Source organism: Leifsonia sp. 10N434, from assembly GCF_056394405.1.
The window spans coordinates 207421-223488 of sequence record NZ_JBFTHV010000001.1 but is presented as its reverse complement, the minus strand read 5'-3'; the positions used below and the strand labels follow the sequence as shown (position 1 = coordinate 223488).

Below are 16068 nucleotides of genomic sequence, written 5' to 3'. Positions count from 1 at the left end.
AATACGAACGACTGCTTGATTTGCATAGGCTAGCTATATATAATTGATGCATGCCCGACAACGAACTCCATGAGATCCTCGGCGACCTGGTGGTCGCCAGCCATCGCCTCGCGCGCCTCGCCGCGCGGGTCACCGGCAACACCGAGTCGCCCGCCACCTGGCGCACGCTGAGCGTGCTGCAGACCTCCGGCGCCATGCGCCTCGGCGAACTCGCCGCGAACAGCAGGGTGTCGCAGCCGACGATGACCAAGATCGTCCGCAACCTCGTCGAGGCGGAATGGGTCAAGCGCATCGCCGACACCGATGACGCACGGGCCTGGCAGATCGCGATCACGCCCAAGGGCGCCGCCGCGCTCAAGGCCTGGCGCGATCAGCTCTCGGCCGCGCTCGTGCCGCTCTTCGCCGACCTCGGCGACGACGAGGTCGAGGCGCTCCGCAGCGCCGTGCGCATCATCGGCTCCCGCGTCGACCTCTCGGCCGCCGCCACCGAAGCACTCGCCGGCGCCCGCTGACCGCCGTCCGGCTCACTCACCACACCACACCACGAACGCACATCGGAGCACACGCACCTCTATGAGCCACGACAAGCCCAACAACATCCTCAAACAGCCGACCGCCGTCTGGGCGGTCGCCTTCGCGTCCGTCATCGCCTTCATGGGCATCGGGCTCGTCGACCCCATCCTCCCCGCGATCGCCAAGAGCCTCGAGGCCACCCCGACGCAGACCGAGATGCTCTTCACGAGCTACCTGCTCATCACGGGCATCGCCATGTTCTTCAGCAGCTGGATCTCCAGCCGCATCGGCGCCAAGAAGACCCTCCTGATCGGCCTCGCGCTGATCGTCGTCTTCGCCCTCGCGGCCGGCCTCTCGCAGAACGTCGAGTCGATCATCGGCTTCCGCGCCGGCTGGGGCCTCGGCAACGCGCTCTTCATCTCGACCGCGCTGGCGACCATCGTCGGTGCGGCGTCCGGCGGAACCTCGTCGGCGATCATCCTGTACGAGGCGGCGCTCGGCCTCGGCATCGCGATCGGCCCGCTGCTCGGCGGTCTGCTCGGCAGCTGGAGCTGGCGCGGTCCGTTCTTCGGCACCGCGACGCTGATGGCGATCGGCTTCATCGCGATCGTGCTGCTGCTCAAGAAGAACCCGGAGAAGCCGGTACCGACCTCGGTCTCCGCGCCGTTCCGCGCTCTCGCGAAGCCTGCGCTCGGCTTCCTCGCCGCGGCAGCGCTGTTCTACAACATCGGCTTCTTCGTGCTGCTCGCGTACACGCCGTTCGCCCTCGTGCCGCTCGGCGTCGAAGACGCGATCACGCTCGGCCTGATCTTCTTCGGCTGGGGACTCGCGCTCGCCATCACGTCGGTCTGGGGCGCTCCAGTGCTGACGAGCCGGCTGCCCCGCACCCGCGTGCTGCAGATCGTGATGCCGCTGCTCGCCGTCGACCTGCTCGCTGCGGGCCTGCTCATCAGCTCGCTCGCCGGGCTCATCGTCTGCGTCATCGTCGGCGGCCTGCTGCTGGGCATCCTGAACACCGTGCTCACCGAGTGCGTCATGGAGGCGACCGACCTGCCCCGGCCCGTCGCCTCGAGCGCGTACTCCGGCGTGCGGTTCCTCGGCGGTGCGATCGCTCCGCCCACGGCCACGCTCCTCGCCGGCTCGATCTCCCCGTCGACGCCGTTCTTCGCCGGCGCGGTCTCGGTGCTGGTCGCCACCGCCCTGATCATCATCGGCCACAAGCACCTCAAGCGCGTCGACGGCGTCGAGGAGTCCGCGATCGAGGAGGCCGAGGCGCTCTCGGTCGGTGACGCGAGCTGACGCGCGCCTGACCGCTGTGCGGGTCTCCCGTCGTAGCATCGGACGATGGATCTGGTCTTCGTGCACGGTGCCGCTGCTGCGGGAAAGCTGACGGTGGCCCGCGCCCTCGGCGCGCGATTGAACTTCGGCGTCTTCCACAACCATCTCATCGTGGATGCCCTGACGGCCGTCTTCACCTTCGGAACGCCACCGTTCGTGACGTTGCGTGAGGAGTTCTGGATCTCAACCTTCCGCGAAGCCGCACGCGCCGGCACCTCCCTGATCTTCACCCTCGCGCCCGAGCCCACGGTCCCGGCGGGCTTCGCCGACCGGGCGCGCGCCGCGGTCGAGGACCACGGCGGGCGGGTGTCCTTCGTGCAACTCGCGGTCAGCCCGGCGGAGCAGGAGCGACGGATCGGCCGCGCCGACCGGCACGAGTTCGCCAAGCTGACCGACGTCGAGACGCTGCGCCGGCTCCGCAGCGACGAGGCGGACGGCGAGATCCCTCCCGTCGACCTGCGCATCGACACCGAGCAGCTCTCGCCGGAGGAGGCCGCCGACGCGATCATCCGCGCCTTCGCGCTCGCGCCGTCGGGTGAGCACAGCCGGTATCCGTCCGTGTAGAGGCGGGACGACTCCGTCATCGCACGGTCCTGCGGGCCACACGTCTCCGGCCGCCGGTTCGAAGGGGCGAGAGGCCGCCCCTACCCTAATGGGGGCGGCCCCTCCCGCGCCGTGCCGAAGCCCGAGCGGGCAGGCGATTCTGACGGCCGGCGCGTGACCTCGCGGTCGAACGCGCATGACCGCTCCGACGGGATCGTGACTACCCGAAAGTCGCGCTCCCGTCATCGTCTGCCCGACAATCCTCTCAGGCCGAGAGGCTCCTTCTGTGCCGACGGGCCGGGAAAGCGGCGGCAACCCGCTCAGGATGCGCGGATGCGCACGCGCACGTACTGGCCCCCACGCGTCACGAGGCGGTCGTACCCGCTCGGGCGAGAGCAGGCACCGCCGCCGGTGCGGCCGTTGAGGACCGCACGATGAGGGAGGCCGGCATCCGCACCGAGCGGGTGCGCGGTTCTGCGCCGCCGAGCTCGTCGAGCAGGATGCGCGCGGCGACGGCGCCCTGGTCGAACGGGTCCTGCGCCATCGTCGTCAGCCCGAACGACTCGGCGAAATCGTGGTTGTCGATCCCGATCACCGACAGGTCGTCCGGAACGCGCAGTCCGTGGTCGTACGCGGCCAGGATGGCCCCCATCGCCATCTCGTCGGAGCCGGCGAACACCGCCGTCGGTCGCGGCCCCGCGCGATCGAGCAGCGCGTTCATCGCGGCACGGCTCTCCGGCAGCGAGAAGCCGCCGGGGATGATCCACTCCGGTCGGACCGGGAGCCCGGCATCCCGCATCGCGGCCTGGAATCCGTGCAGGCGCCCGATCGGGACCTGCTTGTTGAGGCCTTCTTCGTCTTCGCCGCCGAGGTGGGCGATGTCGCAGTGACCGAGCTGGATCAGGTGCTCGGTCGCCGTCCGCGCCGTGCCCTTCTCGTCGATGCCGACGCTGCGGAGCCCCTTCACCGGTCCGCCGACCACGATGGTCGGGTGCGCGATGGAGGCCAGCTGATGACGCTCATCCGCTGTGAAGTCGAGACAGAGCGCGAGCAGCGCGTCCGTCCTCTTGCGCAGGATCGAGCGGTGGAACACCCGCTCCCTGTCGCCGCGGTGCCCGCCGAGATTGAACAGGATCATGTCGTAGCTCGCGGAGCGCAGCTCGGCGTCGACGCCTTCGAGCACGCTGGTGTAGAACCAGCGGCTCACCGACGGGACGACGACGCCCATCGCGAGGGTGCGCCCGCTGGCAAGTCCGGATGCGCTCGAGGAGGCGACGTAGCCGAGCTCGTCGGCGGCCCGGCGCACCGCCGCCCGCGTCGTTTCGGAGACGTTGGGCAGGCCACGGAGGGCGCGGGACACGGTCGCCGTCGACACCCCCGTCGCGCGCGCGACCTCATCGATCCCCGTCATCGTCGCGCCTGGTCAGGAGTGTCGTTGCGACGTGTCCGCCACGTGCGCGTCCTCCTCGTCCACCGGCCGGCGCGCCGCGACGATGCGGCGGCGCGCCTGCCAGAGGAGGACGAGCACGAGGACGAGCGCGAGCAGCGTGAGCGCCCAGCCCAGGGCGTCGCCGCCGGTGAGCTCGACGACCCCGGTCACGATCAGGAACGCGAACGCGAAGAATCCGGTGATGCCGATACCGACATCGACCAGTTCCAGCGAATCGTCCCAGCGCATGATCAGCCCTTCACGCCACCGGCGGTGAGGCCCGCCACGATCCGGCGCTGGAAGATCAGCACCAGGATCACGAGCGGAACCGTCACGATGGTGCCGGCCGCCATGACGGCGGTGTACGGCTCCTGGTGCGGCTGGCTGCCGGCGAACGAGGCGATGGCCACCGTCACCGGCTGGGTCGCGTCGCTCGACAGCTGACTGGAGATCAGGTACTCGTTCCAGGAGGAGATGAACGCCAGGATCGCCGTGGTGAACACAGCGGGCGCTGCCAGCGGCAGGATGATCCGCCGGAACGCCTGAGCCCTGGTGCAGCCGTCGATGCGGGCGGCCTCCTCCAGGTCCCACGGCATCTCCCGGAAGAAGGAGGTGAGCGTGTAGACCGTGAGCGGCAGCACGAACGAGATCTCCGGGATGATCAGCGCCTGGTACGTCCCCATCCAGCCGATGTTGGTGAACAGCTGGAACAGCGGCGTGATGAGCGCGACGCCGGGGAACATCGACGCGCCGAGGATGATGCCGAGCACGATGCCCTTGAACTTGAAGTCCAGGCGGGCGAGAGCGTACGAGGCGAACGTTCCGACGGCCAGCGCGATGATCGTGACGCAGACACCGATGAACAGAGAGTTCAGCAGTGCCTGGCCGAGGTGGTTGCCGAGCTGCGTCGAGAACGCCGTGACGTAGTTGTCCCAGGTGAAGTGGGTCGGAACCGGAGTGGTCTCGAACGTGTACCCGACGTCGCGGAACGAGGTCACGACCATCCAGTAGAACGGCAGCAGGCACCAGAGGACGATGACCAGCGCGCTCAACCCGGTGCGGATGCCCTGGTTGCGATTGCGGCTCTTGGTCCTGCTCTTGGTCCTGGTGCGGGGAAGCGCGTTCGCCTCGGCGGTGGCGGCAGCGGGGCCGGCGACGGTGGTCATCACTTCGTTCCCTTCTGCTGGGCTTCCTGCGTTCTCACGACGTTCGTTCCGAGGAACCTCACGAAGATGAACGCGACCAGGAAGATGATGATGAAGGTGATGGTCGAGAGGGCGGAGGCGCTGTTGAAGCCCTGCCTGATCTGGTCGACCACCAGGATCGAGAGCGTGGTCGTGGCATTACCGGTGCCACCACCTCCGCCGGTGAGGATGGCGGGCAGGTCGTAGATGCGCAGCGCGTCGAGAACGCGGAACAGCACGGCGACCAGCAGAGCGGGCTTCACGAGCGGCATGGTCACGCGCCAGAAGCGCTGCCACGTGGTGGCGCCGTCGACCTTGGCGGCCTCGTACACCTCTTCCGGGATGATCTGCAGACCGGCCAGGATGAGCAGCGCCATGAACGGCGTGGTCTTCCAGGTGTCGGCGATGATCACCGCGAAGCGCGACGCCCATTCGTCACTGGTCCAGAGGATGTGCGCTCCGAGGACGGCGTTGGCGACACCGGCGACCGAGAAGATGAAGAACCAGAGCTTCGCGGTGACGGCGGTGGGGATGGCCCACGGCACCAGGATGGCGGCGCGGACGAGGCCGCGGCCGCGGAAGGTGCGGTTCATGATGAACGCGAACCACATGCCGAGGATGGTCTCGAACACGACGGTCGTCACCGTGAAGAAGAAGGTGACGAAGACCGCGTTCCAGAACTGCGAGCCGAGGTTGCCCGGCGGGCAGCTGATCGTCTCGCCGTTCGGCCCGGCGCACTGCTGGAACAGCCAGTGCGCGTAGTTCTGGAATCCGGCGAAGCCGCCCTGCACGAACAGGCCGGTGGCCGGGTCGAGGCCGGCGTCCTTCTGGAACGACATGATGATCGCGCTGACCACCGGATAGCCGATGACGATCGCGAGCAGGATGATCGTGGGAATGATCAGGTAGAACGCCCAGCGACTCTCTTGCTGGCGGTTCTTCTTCACCCCGGCGCGCTTCTCGGGCGACTTGGGGTTACTCGTATCAGGCGGGGCGACGACGTTCGACGTTGACATGTGAGGCCTCCGAAGCAGATGGATCGGGTGAGGGTGGACCGGGCGGCGGGAAGGTTCCCGCCGCCCGGTGACCGTTGCCCGTGGGTTATCCGGCGCTCGCCGTCTTGATGGCGGACGCCATGTTCTTCAGCGCCTGGTCGACGCTCACGTCGCCCTTCAGAGCCGTGTACGCGTTGTCCTGAACGGCCTTGGTGATGGCCGGGTAGAACGGCGAGACGGGACGCGGGACCGCGTTCTCGATCGACGTCTTCAGGGTCGACAGGTACGGCAGCTGGGTGTTCAGGCTGGCGTCGTCGTACAGCGACGAGAGCACGGGTGCCAGCGATCCCTGGGTCACGAAGAACTTCTGGGTCTCTTCGCTCTGCAGGAACTTCAGGAACTCGAAGGCGGTCGCCTTGTGCTTGGAGTAGACGCTGATCGCGGCGTTGTGGCCACCCAGGCTGGAGACGCCCGGCTTGTCGGCGGTCACACCCGGCAGCGGAGCGACACCGAAGGTGGTCTTCACCGTCGAGCTTCCGTCGGTCTTCGCCAGGTTGTACACGTACGGCCAGTTGCGCAGGAACAGGAGCTTGCCCGCCTCGAAGGCCTGGCGTCCCTGCTCCTCCTGGTAGGTGATGGCCTCAGCCGGGATCTGCCCGTTCTTGAAGCCGTCGACCAGTCGGGTCAGTCCCGCGTTGGCCTCAGCGCTGTCGACCGTGACGGTCTTGCCGTCGTCGCCGACGATGGTGCCGCCGTTGGTGTTGATGGCCTCAGCCACGTTCACCGTCAGGCCCTCGTACTTCGCGAACTGGCCGGCGTAGCATCCGATGCCCTTGGCCTTGGCGATGTCGCAGTCCTTGATCATCTCGTCCCACGTCTTCGGCGGGGTCGGCACCAGATCCTTGCGGTAGTACAGGATGCCGCCGTCGGAGGTCTGCGGGGCCGCGTACTGCGTTCCGTTGTACGTTCCGGACTTGACGGTCGGCGCCAGGAGCGCCGAGTTGTCCATCTTGAAGGTGTCCTTCAGCGGCTGCAACCAGCCCTTGGCCGCGAACTCGCCGGTCCATACGACGTCGACGTCGACGACGTCGTAGTTCGCATCCTTGGCCTGGAAGTGCTGCACGAGGTCGTCGTGCTGCTGGTCGGCCTGGTCGGACTGCTCCTTGAAGGTGACCTTCTCGTCCGGGTGGGCTGCGTTCCACTTGTCGATGAGCGGTCGCACGACGTTCGAGTTGTCCTTGCCCTGAACGTAGGTGATCGGGCCCTTGCCCGTGAGGTTCTGGCCGGCGTCGCCGCCGCCGCCGCTGCCTCCTGACCCGCCGCCGGTACAACCCGCCAGGGCGATACCGACGATGGCAACTCCGGCAATCACGGAGAGACGTGCTGCTTTCATTTCACTCCTCGTTGAGCGTGAGCTTCTTGGTGCAGGCGCTCGGATGCGCCCGGTCGAGACGCTACCCCGCGTACGGGGGCAATGCAAGCGTTTACGTCAAGCGCTTGCATCACGGTTGGATCACACGATGGGACACCGTCGTTTCGCCCGTAGCGGAGCGAATACGGCGTCGCCCACCGGCGTCACCGGCCGGGGTTACCCTGAACACATGAGCGGGATGCGCGGAGCGGGCGGCGGTGGCGGGGGTCGCGGTCGCGTCAGCGGAGGCGACGTCGCCGCCCAGAAGGCACTCAATGCGACGGCTCCGAAGATCCCCAATCTGCTGCGCCGCATCGGCGGCCTATTCGCACCGCACCGCACCGCGATCATCGTCACGATGGGTCTCGTGCTGATCGGTGCTGCCCTCTCGGTGGTGCCTCCGCTCCTCACCCAGCGCGCCTTCGACGACGGGCTCTTCCCGAAGACCGGCGGCCCCGACATGCCGGTGCTGATCACCATCGTCATCACGATGATCGTGGTCTTCGTCGGCTCGGCGCTGCTCGGCGTGTGGCAGACGTATCTCACCGCCTCCGTCGGCAACAAGGTGATGGGCGCGTTGCGGGTGCGGCTGTTCTCGCACCTGCAGTCGATGGAGCTGAGCTTCTTCACCAAGACGAAGACGGGCATCATCCAGTCGCGCCTGCAGAACGACGTCGGCGGCGTGGCCAACGTGCTCACCAACACCATGTCGAGCATCCTCGGCAACACGGTCACGGTGATCGCCGCGTTCGTCGCGATGCTGCTGCTCAACTGGCAGCTGACCATCGTGGCGGTGGTGCTCATGCCGATCCTGGTGATCGCGCAGCGCCGGGTCGGACAGGTTCGGGCGCGCATCGCGACGAAGACCCAGGAGTCGCTGTCGGACATGACGGCGATCACGCAGGAGACGCTGAGCGTGTCGGGCATCCTGTTGTCGAAGAGCTTCAACCGGCAGGCCACCGAGGTCGGCCGCTACTCCGACGAGAACCAGAACCAGATCCGCCTGCAGGTGTCGCAGGCGATGAGCGGCCAGTGGTTCTTCGCGATGGTCAACATCTTCCTCTCGTCGATCCCCGCCATCGTCTACCTCGTGTCGGGCTGGCTGATCCTCGGCGGCGCGAACGACATCACGGCCGGAACGATCGTCGCCTTCACGACGGTGCAGGCGCGGCTCCTCTTCCCGTTGCTCGGCCTGATGCGTGTCGCGCTCGACCTGCAGACCTCCGGTGCGCTGTTCGCGCGCATCTTCGAGTACCTCGATCTCAAGCCGGCCATCGCGGACCGCCCCGACGCCGTGCCGGTCGACCCGAACCGCGAGCTCGGGCGCATCGAGTTCGATCACGTGGTCTTCCGCTATCCGGATGCGCGCCCCGAGGAGCGCAACACGCTCGACGACGTCTCGTTCGTGATCGAGCCGGGGGAGTTCGCCGCGTTCGTCGGCCCGTCCGGTGCCGGTAAGACGACGGTGTCCTACCTCATCCCGCGCTTCTACGACGCGACGAGCGGGCGCATCCTGTTCGGCGAGACGGAGATCCGCGCCCTGCAGCAGGAGTCGCTGGTGTCGCACATCGGCGTGGTGTCGCAGGAGACGTACCTGTTCCACGCCACCATCGCCGAGAACCTCCGCTACGCGAAACCGGATGCGACGCAGGCCGAGATCGAGGCGGCGACGCGCAACGCCAACATCCACGACACGATCGCAGGCTTCCCCGACGGCTACGACACCGTGGTGGGGGAGCGCGGCTACCGCCTGTCCGGTGGCGAGAAGCAGCGCATCGCGATCGCGCGCGTGCTGCTGAAAAACCCCGAGGTGCTCATCCTCGACGAGGCGACGAGCGCCCTCGACTCGATCTCGGAGCGCGTGGTGCAGCAGGCGCTCGACACCGCCTCCCGCGGACGCACGACCATCGCGATCGCCCACCGCCTCTCGACCATCGTGGCCGCCGACGTGATCTTCGTGATCGACCACGGCCAGGTGGTGGAGCGTGGAACTCACCGCGAGCTGCTCGGGCTCGACGGCGTCTACTCGCGCCTGTACCGCGAGCAGGTGCAGGGCTCCGAGCCCGCCCTCGACAACTGACGCCCCGCCGCCGCGCTGGGCGCCGCGCCGCGCCGCCGCCGCCGCGCCCCCGCCGCCGCGCCGCGCTGCGCGCGCCATCGAGTCGGGGATTAAGCACGCGCAGGGGCCGTGAAGCGTGAATAATCCCCGACTCGATCGCAGGTCCCGGGCGTCGGCCGGCAGTGTTAGGCTCGGCTAACAATTGGATGAGGGGCATCGAATGGCGGTCGAGGTCGCGCGGCGCACGGGTCGGTCGCGCGCGCGCCTGCTCCTGCTGCTCGGACCGGCCTTCGTCGCCGCTATCGCCTACGTCGACCCGGGGAACGTCGCCGCCAATCTCACCGCGGGCGCCCGCTACGGCTACCTGCTGGTCTGGGTGCTGGTCGCCGCGAACGCGATCGCGGTCTTCGTGCAGTACCAATCGGCCAAGCTCGGGATCGTCACCGGCTCGAGCCTTCCGGAGCTGCTCGGTTCCCGGCTCGGCACGGGCACCCGGCGCGCGTTCTGGGCCCAGGCCGAGCTGGTAGCAGCCGCCACGGATCTCGCCGAGGTCATCGGCGGAGCGATCGCGCTCAACCTGCTCTTCGGGCTCCCGCTGCCGATCGGCGGACTGATCGTCGGGCTGGTGGCCATCGGCATCCTCGCGATCCAGACCAGGCGGGGTCAGCGGCCCTTCGAGATGGTCATCCTGGGGCTCCTCGGCGTGATCGCCATCGGCTTCCTCGCCGGCCTCTTCGTGAGCCCGGTCGACTGGCGGGCGGCGGCGGGAGGCCTCGTGCCGCGGTTCGACGGCGCCCCCACCGTGCTGCTCGCGGCGAGCATGCTCGGCGCGACCGTGATGCCGCACGCGATCTACCTGCACTCGGCGCTCGCCCGCGACCGCCACGGCCACTCGATGTCGCCGGGCACCGTCGGCCGCCTGCTGCGTGCGACCAAGATCGACGTGCTCGCAGCCCTCGCGCTCGCCGGAGCGGTCAACATCGCGATGCTCCTGCTGGCCGCGGCCTCCCTCGGCGGCATCGCGGGGACGGACACCATCGAGGGGGCGCACGCGGCCATCGGCGACGCGCTCGGACCGGTCATCGCCGCCGTCTTCGCGGTCGGCCTGCTCGCCTCCGGGCTCGCCTCGACGTCGGTCGGGAGCTACGCCGGGGCGACGATCATGGCCGGGCTGCTGAAGGTGCGCATCCCGTTGCTGACCCGCCGCATCGTCACGCTCATCCCGGCCATCGTCATCCTCGCGCTGGGCGTCGAGCCCACCTGGGCGCTGGTCGTGAGCCAGGTGTTCCTGAGCCTGGGCATCCCGTTCGCGATGATCCCGCTGCTGCGGCTCACCGGGTCACGTGCGGTGATGGGGGAGAGGGCCGACGGCCGCGGGATGCGCGTACTCGGCTTCGGGATCGCCACCCTGGTCGTCGTGCTGAACGTGACGCTCGTGGTGCTGACGATCGCGGGCTGGGTCGGCGGCTGACCGCCCGGGCCGGAACGGTCAGGCGCCGGTGACCCAGACGGCGCCGGCGGCGGTCGCGCCGAGCACGACTTCGCCGTCGTCGAGCCGCAGCGTCACGTCGCCGGCGAACTCGCGGTGCTCGTCGATGCTCAGCCGGGTGTCGAGCCGGATGCCGCGGTCGGCGAGGTAACGGAGCACGGCCGGGTCGGCATCCGAGATGCGCGAGACCACGAGGGGAACACCTGTTTCCGCAGAGATCAGCGGGCGGGCATCCGGGAGGTGCGGGGTGCCGTCGGCGCTGGGGATGGGGTCGCCGTGCGGGTCGCGCGACGGGAAGCCGAGCCGGCGGTCGATGCGCTCGATGAGGTTGTCGGAGACGGCGTGCTCGAGCACCTCGGCCTCGTCATGCACCTCGTCCCAGCCGTAGCCGAGCTCCTCGACCAGGAACGTCTCGATCAGCCGGTGCCTGCGCACCATCGCGACCGCGTGCCGCCGGCCGGTCGCGGTGAGCTCGATGCCGCCGTACGGCTCGTGCACGAGCATCCCCTGGTCGGCGAGCCGCCGGATGCCGTCGGAGATGGTGGCCGCGCGCACGCCGAGGCGCTCGGCGAGCTGCTTGACCGTGATCGGGGTCTCGGACCATTCCGTCGCCGACCAGATGACCTTCAGATAGTCCTGTGCGACGGTCGAGAGCTCAGACACGGGCATGCGTCGATTCTACGGTGGCGGTCTTCCCGGGCATCCGGGACGGAGGTGGCCGCCCTGCGCACCTGAGCGCCGACACGTAACCCACTGAGCGAATCACCGCTGCGCTGTTACGGTTGGTCGCGTGGATTACGCAGAGACCATCATCGATTTGGTCGGCAACACTCCCCTCGTCAAGCTCAACAAGGTTGTCGACGGGATCGCGGCGACGGTGCTCGTCAAGCTCGAGTACCTGAACCCCGGAGGTTCATCGAAAGACCGGATCGCGACGCGCATCATCGATGCCGCGGAGCGGGACGGTCTGCTGAAACCCGGCGGGACGATCGTCGAGCCGACGAGTGGCAACACCGGAGTGGGACTGGCACTGGTCGCGCAGCAGCGCGGCTACCGGTGCGTGTTCGTGCTCCCGGACAAGGTCGGCGAGGACAAGCGCAACGTGCTGACCGCCTACGGCGCCGAGATCGTGGTGACCCCGACCTCGGTCGCCCCGGATCACCCCGACTCCTACTACAGCGTCTCCGACCGCCTGGTGACCGAGATCCCCGGCGCGTTCAAGCCCAACCAGTACGCGAACCCCAACGGACCGCGCAGCCACTACGAGACGACCGGTCCCGAGATCTGGCGCGACACCGACCAGCGCATCACGCACCTGGTCGCCGGCGTCGGCACGGGTGGCACCATCAGCGGCACCGGGCGCTTCCTCAAGGAGGCCTCCGACGGGCGGGTGCGCATCATCGGCGCCGACCCGGAGGGCTCCGTCTACTCGGGCGGCACCGGACGGCCGTATCTCGTCGAGGGCGTCGGCGAGGACTTCTGGCCGTCGGCCTACGACCCCAGCGTCGTCGACGAGGTGATCGCCGTCTCGGACGCCGACTCGTTCGCGATGACCCGCCGGCTGGCGCGCGAAGAGGGCATCCTCGTCGGCGGATCGAGCGGCATGGCCGTCGTCGCCGCGCTGCGTGCGGCGGAGTCCCTGACCGCCGACGACATCGTCGTGGTCATCCTGCCCGACGGCGGGCGCGGCTACCTGGGCAAGATCTTCAACGACAAGTGGATGCGCTCCTACGGCTTCAGCGACGTTCCCGACGAGTCGACGGTGCACGACGTCATCCGTACCAAGCGCCGCGACCTGCCCGACCTGGTTCACGCGCATCCGTCGGACACGGTGCGGGACGCCATCCAGATCATGAACACCTACGGGGTGTCGCAGCTGCCGGTGCTGACCGCCGAGCCGCCCGTGGTGATGGGCGAGGTGGCGGGCGCGCTCGACGAGACGTCTCTGGTCGACGCGGTGTTCAGCGGCCGCGCCCAGATGTCGGACGACGTGGGCGCGTTCCTCGGCGAGCCGCTCGACCTGATCGGGATCAACGAGTCGGTCAGCGCCGCGCGTGCCGCGCTTGCGACGACGAACGCCCTCCTCGTGACCGAGGACGGCAAGCCCGTCGCGGTGCTCACCCGGCAGGACCTCCTCAACTTCCTCAGCGAATGACCGGCACCACGAGAAAGCAGACGATGAACGACAGCAGTCACGGCTTCAGCACGCGCGCGATCCACGCCGGCCAGGAGTTCGACCCGACCACGGGCGCGATCATCCCGCCGATCTACCAGACCTCGACGTTCGTGCAGGACGGCGTCGGAGGGCTGCGGGGCGGCTACGAGTACGGCCGCGCCGGCAACCCGACGCGCAGCTCCCTCGAGACCCAGCTCGCCGCGCTCGAGGGTGGCAAGCGCGCGCTCTCGTTCGCCTCCGGGCTCGCGGCCGAGGATGCCCTGCTGCGCGCGGTACTGCAGCCCGGCGACCACGTGGTGCTCGGCAACGACGTCTACGGCGGCACGCACCGGCTGATCAACCGGATCCACGGCGCGTGGGGCATCCGGAACACGACGGTGGATCTGACGGACCTCGACGCGGTGCGCGGAGCACTCGGCACGGAACGCACCCGCGTGCTCTGGATCGAGACACCGAGCAACCCGCTGATGAAGATCAGCGATGTCGCCGCCCTCGCGGAACTCGGCCGGTCGGTCGGCGCTCTCGTCGTCGTCGACAACACGTTCGCGTCGCCCGCACTGCAGCAGCCGCTGGCGCTCGGCGCCGATGTGGTCGTGCACTCCACGACGAAGTACCTCGGCGGTCACACCGACGTGATCGGCGGCGCTCTCGTCATCGATGACGAGCAGCTCGCCGAGAAGGTGCAGTTCATCCAGTTCGCCGCCGGCGCGGTCTCGGCGCCCCTGGATGCGTGGCTGACCACCCGCGGGATCAAAACACTGGATGTGCGGATGCAGCGCCACTCCGAGAACGCGCAGGCCCTGGCCGAGCGCTTGGTCGGCCATGCCGGCATCGACGCGGTCTACTATCCCGGACTGCCGGAGCACCCGGGCCACGAACTCGCCGCGCGTCAGATGAGCCGGTTCGGCGGGATGCTCTCGGTGGCGCTCGCCGGGGGAGCGGCGGCCGCACGCCGGTTCGCGGAGTCGACGGAGATCTTCCAGCTCGCGGAGTCGCTCGGCGGCGTCGAGTCGCTCATCGGCTACCCGTCGGAGATGACGCACGCCTCGGTGCGCGGCACCGAGCTCGAGGTGCCCGACAACGTCATCCGGCTCTCGGTCGGACTCGAGGACGTGGCGGACCTGCTGGCGGACATCGACCAGGCGCTGGCCCGCTAGCTGCTCGTCGCGCCGGCCGGGTGATCCTCGGCGGCCCCGTGTCGCGGGTCCGGGGTATGGTCGCGGCATGGAACAGCGCATCTCACTTGTCACGTTCGGCGTCGACGATCTGGCGCGGGCGCGCGCCTTCTACGAGGACGGCCTCGGCTGGACCCCTGCCGCGGCCCAGGACGGCGTCTGCTTCTATCAGCTGAACGGGATCGGCCTCTCCCTGTTCGGCCGCTCCGATCTCGAGGAGGACGCACGGCATCCGATCGACGGAACCTTCAGCGGCGTGACCATCGCCCTCAATGAGCGCTCCGTCGAGGATGTCGACGCGGTGTTCGCGCAGGCGGAGGCGGCGGGCGCGCGCATCCTGAAGGCTCCGGAGCACGTGTTCTGGGGCGGCTATTCCGGCTACTTCGCCGACCTGGACGGCCATGTCTGGGAGGTCGCGTACAACCCGTCGTGGGAGATCGCCGACGACGGCTCGATCGCCATCGCATGAGGTACCTGTTCCTCCCCGGTGCAGGAGGGACCGGTTGGATCTGGCACCTCGTCGTCGAGGAGTTGCACCGCCGCGGACACGACGCTGTCGCTGTCGACTTCGCGGTCGGTGGGACGAACGGACTCACCGAGTACACGCGTCAGACGGTCGAGGCCGCGGCCGGTAGCGACGAAGTGGTGCTCGCCTCCCAGTCGATGGGTGCCTTCACCGCCGCGCTCGCCGCGCAGCGGCTCCCCGTGCGGGGTCTGGTGTTCCTCAACGCGATGATCCCCGTGCCGGGCGAGACGGCCGGCGAGTGGTGGGCGGCGACCGGGTATGGCGACGCGGTTCGTCGTAACGACCTCGCAGCCGGTCGGGATCCGGACGCCGGCTTCGACCTGGAGACCTACTTCACCCACGACCTCACCGCCGAGCAGCGCGAGGAGCTCGGCCACCACGAGGGTTCGGAGGCGGAGGAAGCCTTCTCGACACCCTGCGACTTCGAGGCGTGGCCGGCAGTGCCGACCAGAGTCATCTCCGGTCGCGACGACCGCTTCTTCCCCCTGGACTTCCAGCGGCGGGTCGCCCAGGAGCGTCTCGGCCTTCCGATCGACGAGGTGGACGGCGGGCATCTCGCGAACCTCTCGCATCCGGTGCAGGTCGCCGATCTCGTGCTGTCGCCCGGCCGAACGCTCGACCGCTGAGAATGTTCATATCGCGCCGACAAGCAGGGAGCACCGATGACCGACGTCACGACCGAGATCCGCATCCGCAACGCCGCGCCCGCCGACGCTGCAGCGGTGCTCGGGCTGTTCGATGACGCGATCGCCTGGTTCGTCGAGATCGGCAACGATGCGCAGTGGGGGCGCGAGCCGTTCTCGACGCAGCAGCGGCAGGTCGACCGGGTGACGGGCTGGGTGGCGGAGCCGGGAGCGTGGGTGGCGGAGCATCCGGAGGCCGGGGTCGTCGGTGCCCTCATCCTCGGTGACGCGACCGACTATGTGCCGGCGGCGACGGAGCCAGAACTCTACGTGAAGGTGCTGATCGGGTCGCGCGATCCGCGCGCACGGGGCGTGGGGCGTCGCCTGCTCGCCTTCGCGGACGACGAGGCGCGCGCGGCCGGCGTGGACCTGCTGCGGGTCGACTGCTATGCCGGTGGCAACGGGGACCTCGTGCGCTTCTACGAGTCCTGCGGCTACACACGCACCGACACGTTCACCGTCGGCGAGTGGCCCGGTCAGGTGCTCGCGCGTCGCCTTCCCGCCGAGGCCGGTGCGGCCGGGAACAGGTGAGCGCAGTCGGCCGGGC

16 protein-coding genes are annotated in these 16068 nt (G+C 68.9%); 10 read left to right on the top strand and 6 right to left on the bottom strand.

Features of this window, described 5'->3' with window-relative positions:
* Positions 1 to 50: 50 nt before the first annotated feature.
* The 3 genes from AC1DB1_RS01020 (at position 51) to AC1DB1_RS01010 (ending at position 2415) form a co-directional block, all read left to right on the top strand.
* Positions 51 to 512, top strand: coding sequence for a MarR family winged helix-turn-helix transcriptional regulator (locus AC1DB1_RS01020; protein WP_271177336.1), 462 nt, complete (start codon positions 51 to 53; stop codon positions 510 to 512).
* A gap of 61 nt (positions 513 to 573) precedes the next feature.
* Positions 574 to 1812, top strand: a complete 1239-nt coding sequence (locus tag AC1DB1_RS01015; RefSeq protein ID WP_477199462.1) for an MFS transporter — start codon at positions 574 to 576, stop codon at positions 1810 to 1812.
* Positions 1813 to 1857: 45 nt separating this feature from the next.
* Positions 1858 to 2415, top strand: coding sequence for a P-loop nucleotide/nucleoside kinase family protein (locus AC1DB1_RS01010; protein WP_477199461.1), 558 nt, complete (start codon positions 1858 to 1860; stop codon positions 2413 to 2415).
* Positions 2416 to 2758: 343 nt separating this feature from the next.
* On the opposite strand, the gene AC1DB1_RS01005 is transcribed toward AC1DB1_RS01010, so the two are convergent.
* The 5 genes from AC1DB1_RS01005 to AC1DB1_RS00985 form a co-directional block, all read right to left on the bottom strand.
* Complete coding sequence (locus AC1DB1_RS01005; protein WP_477199460.1) at positions 2759 to 3805, bottom strand: LacI family DNA-binding transcriptional regulator; 1047 nt, start codon at positions 3803 to 3805, stop codon at positions 2759 to 2761.
* 12 nt (positions 3806 to 3817) lie between these two features.
* Positions 3818 to 4072 carry a hypothetical protein gene (locus tag AC1DB1_RS01000; RefSeq protein ID WP_271177332.1) on the bottom strand — a complete coding sequence of 85 codons (255 nt, stop codon included), beginning with the start codon at positions 4070 to 4072 and terminating at the stop codon, positions 3818 to 3820.
* Positions 4073 to 4074: 2 nt separating this feature from the next.
* Positions 4075 to 4989, bottom strand: coding sequence for a carbohydrate ABC transporter permease (locus tag AC1DB1_RS00995; protein ID WP_271177331.1), 915 nt, complete (start codon positions 4987 to 4989; stop codon positions 4075 to 4077).
* On the bottom strand, positions 4989 to 6023 hold the full coding sequence (locus AC1DB1_RS00990) for a carbohydrate ABC transporter permease (protein ID WP_477199459.1): 1035 nt from the start codon (positions 6021 to 6023) through the stop codon (positions 4989 to 4991). The genes AC1DB1_RS00995 and AC1DB1_RS00990 overlap by 1 nt, the downstream gene beginning before the upstream one ends.
* A gap of 85 nt (positions 6024 to 6108) precedes the next feature.
* A complete protein-coding gene (locus tag AC1DB1_RS00985; RefSeq protein WP_271177329.1) occupies positions 6109 to 7395 on the bottom strand; it encodes an ABC transporter substrate-binding protein in 1287 nt (428 codons plus the stop codon).
* A gap of 208 nt (positions 7396 to 7603) precedes the next feature.
* On the opposite strand from AC1DB1_RS00985, the gene AC1DB1_RS00980 reads away from it, so the two are divergent.
* Both AC1DB1_RS00980 and AC1DB1_RS00975 read left to right on the top strand, forming a co-directional pair.
* On the top strand, positions 7604 to 9493 hold the full coding sequence (locus AC1DB1_RS00980) for an ABC transporter ATP-binding protein (RefSeq protein ID WP_271177328.1): 1890 nt from the start codon (positions 7604 to 7606) through the stop codon (positions 9491 to 9493).
* 199 nt (positions 9494 to 9692) lie between these two features.
* Positions 9693 to 10943: an Nramp family divalent metal transporter gene (locus AC1DB1_RS00975; protein ID WP_477199458.1), complete on the top strand. Its 1251-nt coding sequence runs from the start codon at positions 9693 to 9695 to the stop codon at positions 10941 to 10943.
* 18 nt (positions 10944 to 10961) lie between these two features.
* Here the strand turns inward: AC1DB1_RS00975 and AC1DB1_RS00970 are convergent, their stop codons facing one another.
* A complete protein-coding gene (locus AC1DB1_RS00970) occupies positions 10962 to 11630 on the bottom strand; it encodes a metal-dependent transcriptional regulator (RefSeq protein ID WP_271177326.1) in 669 nt (222 codons plus the stop codon).
* A gap of 121 nt (positions 11631 to 11751) precedes the next feature.
* On the opposite strand from AC1DB1_RS00970, the gene AC1DB1_RS00965 reads away from it, so the two are divergent.
* From AC1DB1_RS00965 to AC1DB1_RS00945, 5 genes are all read left to right on the top strand, one after another.
* Positions 11752 to 13116: a cystathionine beta-synthase gene (locus AC1DB1_RS00965; RefSeq protein WP_271177325.1), complete on the top strand. Its 1365-nt coding sequence runs from the start codon at positions 11752 to 11754 to the stop codon at positions 13114 to 13116.
* Between the two features lie 23 nt (positions 13117 to 13139).
* Positions 13140 to 14294, top strand: a complete 1155-nt coding sequence (locus AC1DB1_RS00960; protein ID WP_477199457.1) for a cystathionine gamma-synthase — start codon at positions 13140 to 13142, stop codon at positions 14292 to 14294.
* 67 nt (positions 14295 to 14361) lie between these two features.
* Positions 14362 to 14781, top strand: coding sequence for a VOC family protein (locus tag AC1DB1_RS00955; protein ID WP_477199456.1), 420 nt, complete (start codon positions 14362 to 14364; stop codon positions 14779 to 14781).
* Positions 14778 to 15464 carry an alpha/beta fold hydrolase gene (locus AC1DB1_RS00950; RefSeq protein WP_477199455.1) on the top strand — a complete coding sequence of 229 codons (687 nt, stop codon included), beginning with the start codon at positions 14778 to 14780 and terminating at the stop codon, positions 15462 to 15464. The genes AC1DB1_RS00955 and AC1DB1_RS00950 overlap by 4 nt, the downstream gene beginning before the upstream one ends.
* 36 nt (positions 15465 to 15500) lie before the next feature.
* The gene (locus AC1DB1_RS00945; RefSeq protein ID WP_477199454.1) at positions 15501 to 16052 is read left to right on the top strand and encodes a GNAT family N-acetyltransferase; all 552 of its coding nucleotides are present in this window, start codon (positions 15501 to 15503) and stop codon (positions 16050 to 16052) included.
* The last annotated feature ends 16 nt before the right edge of the window (positions 16053 to 16068 follow it).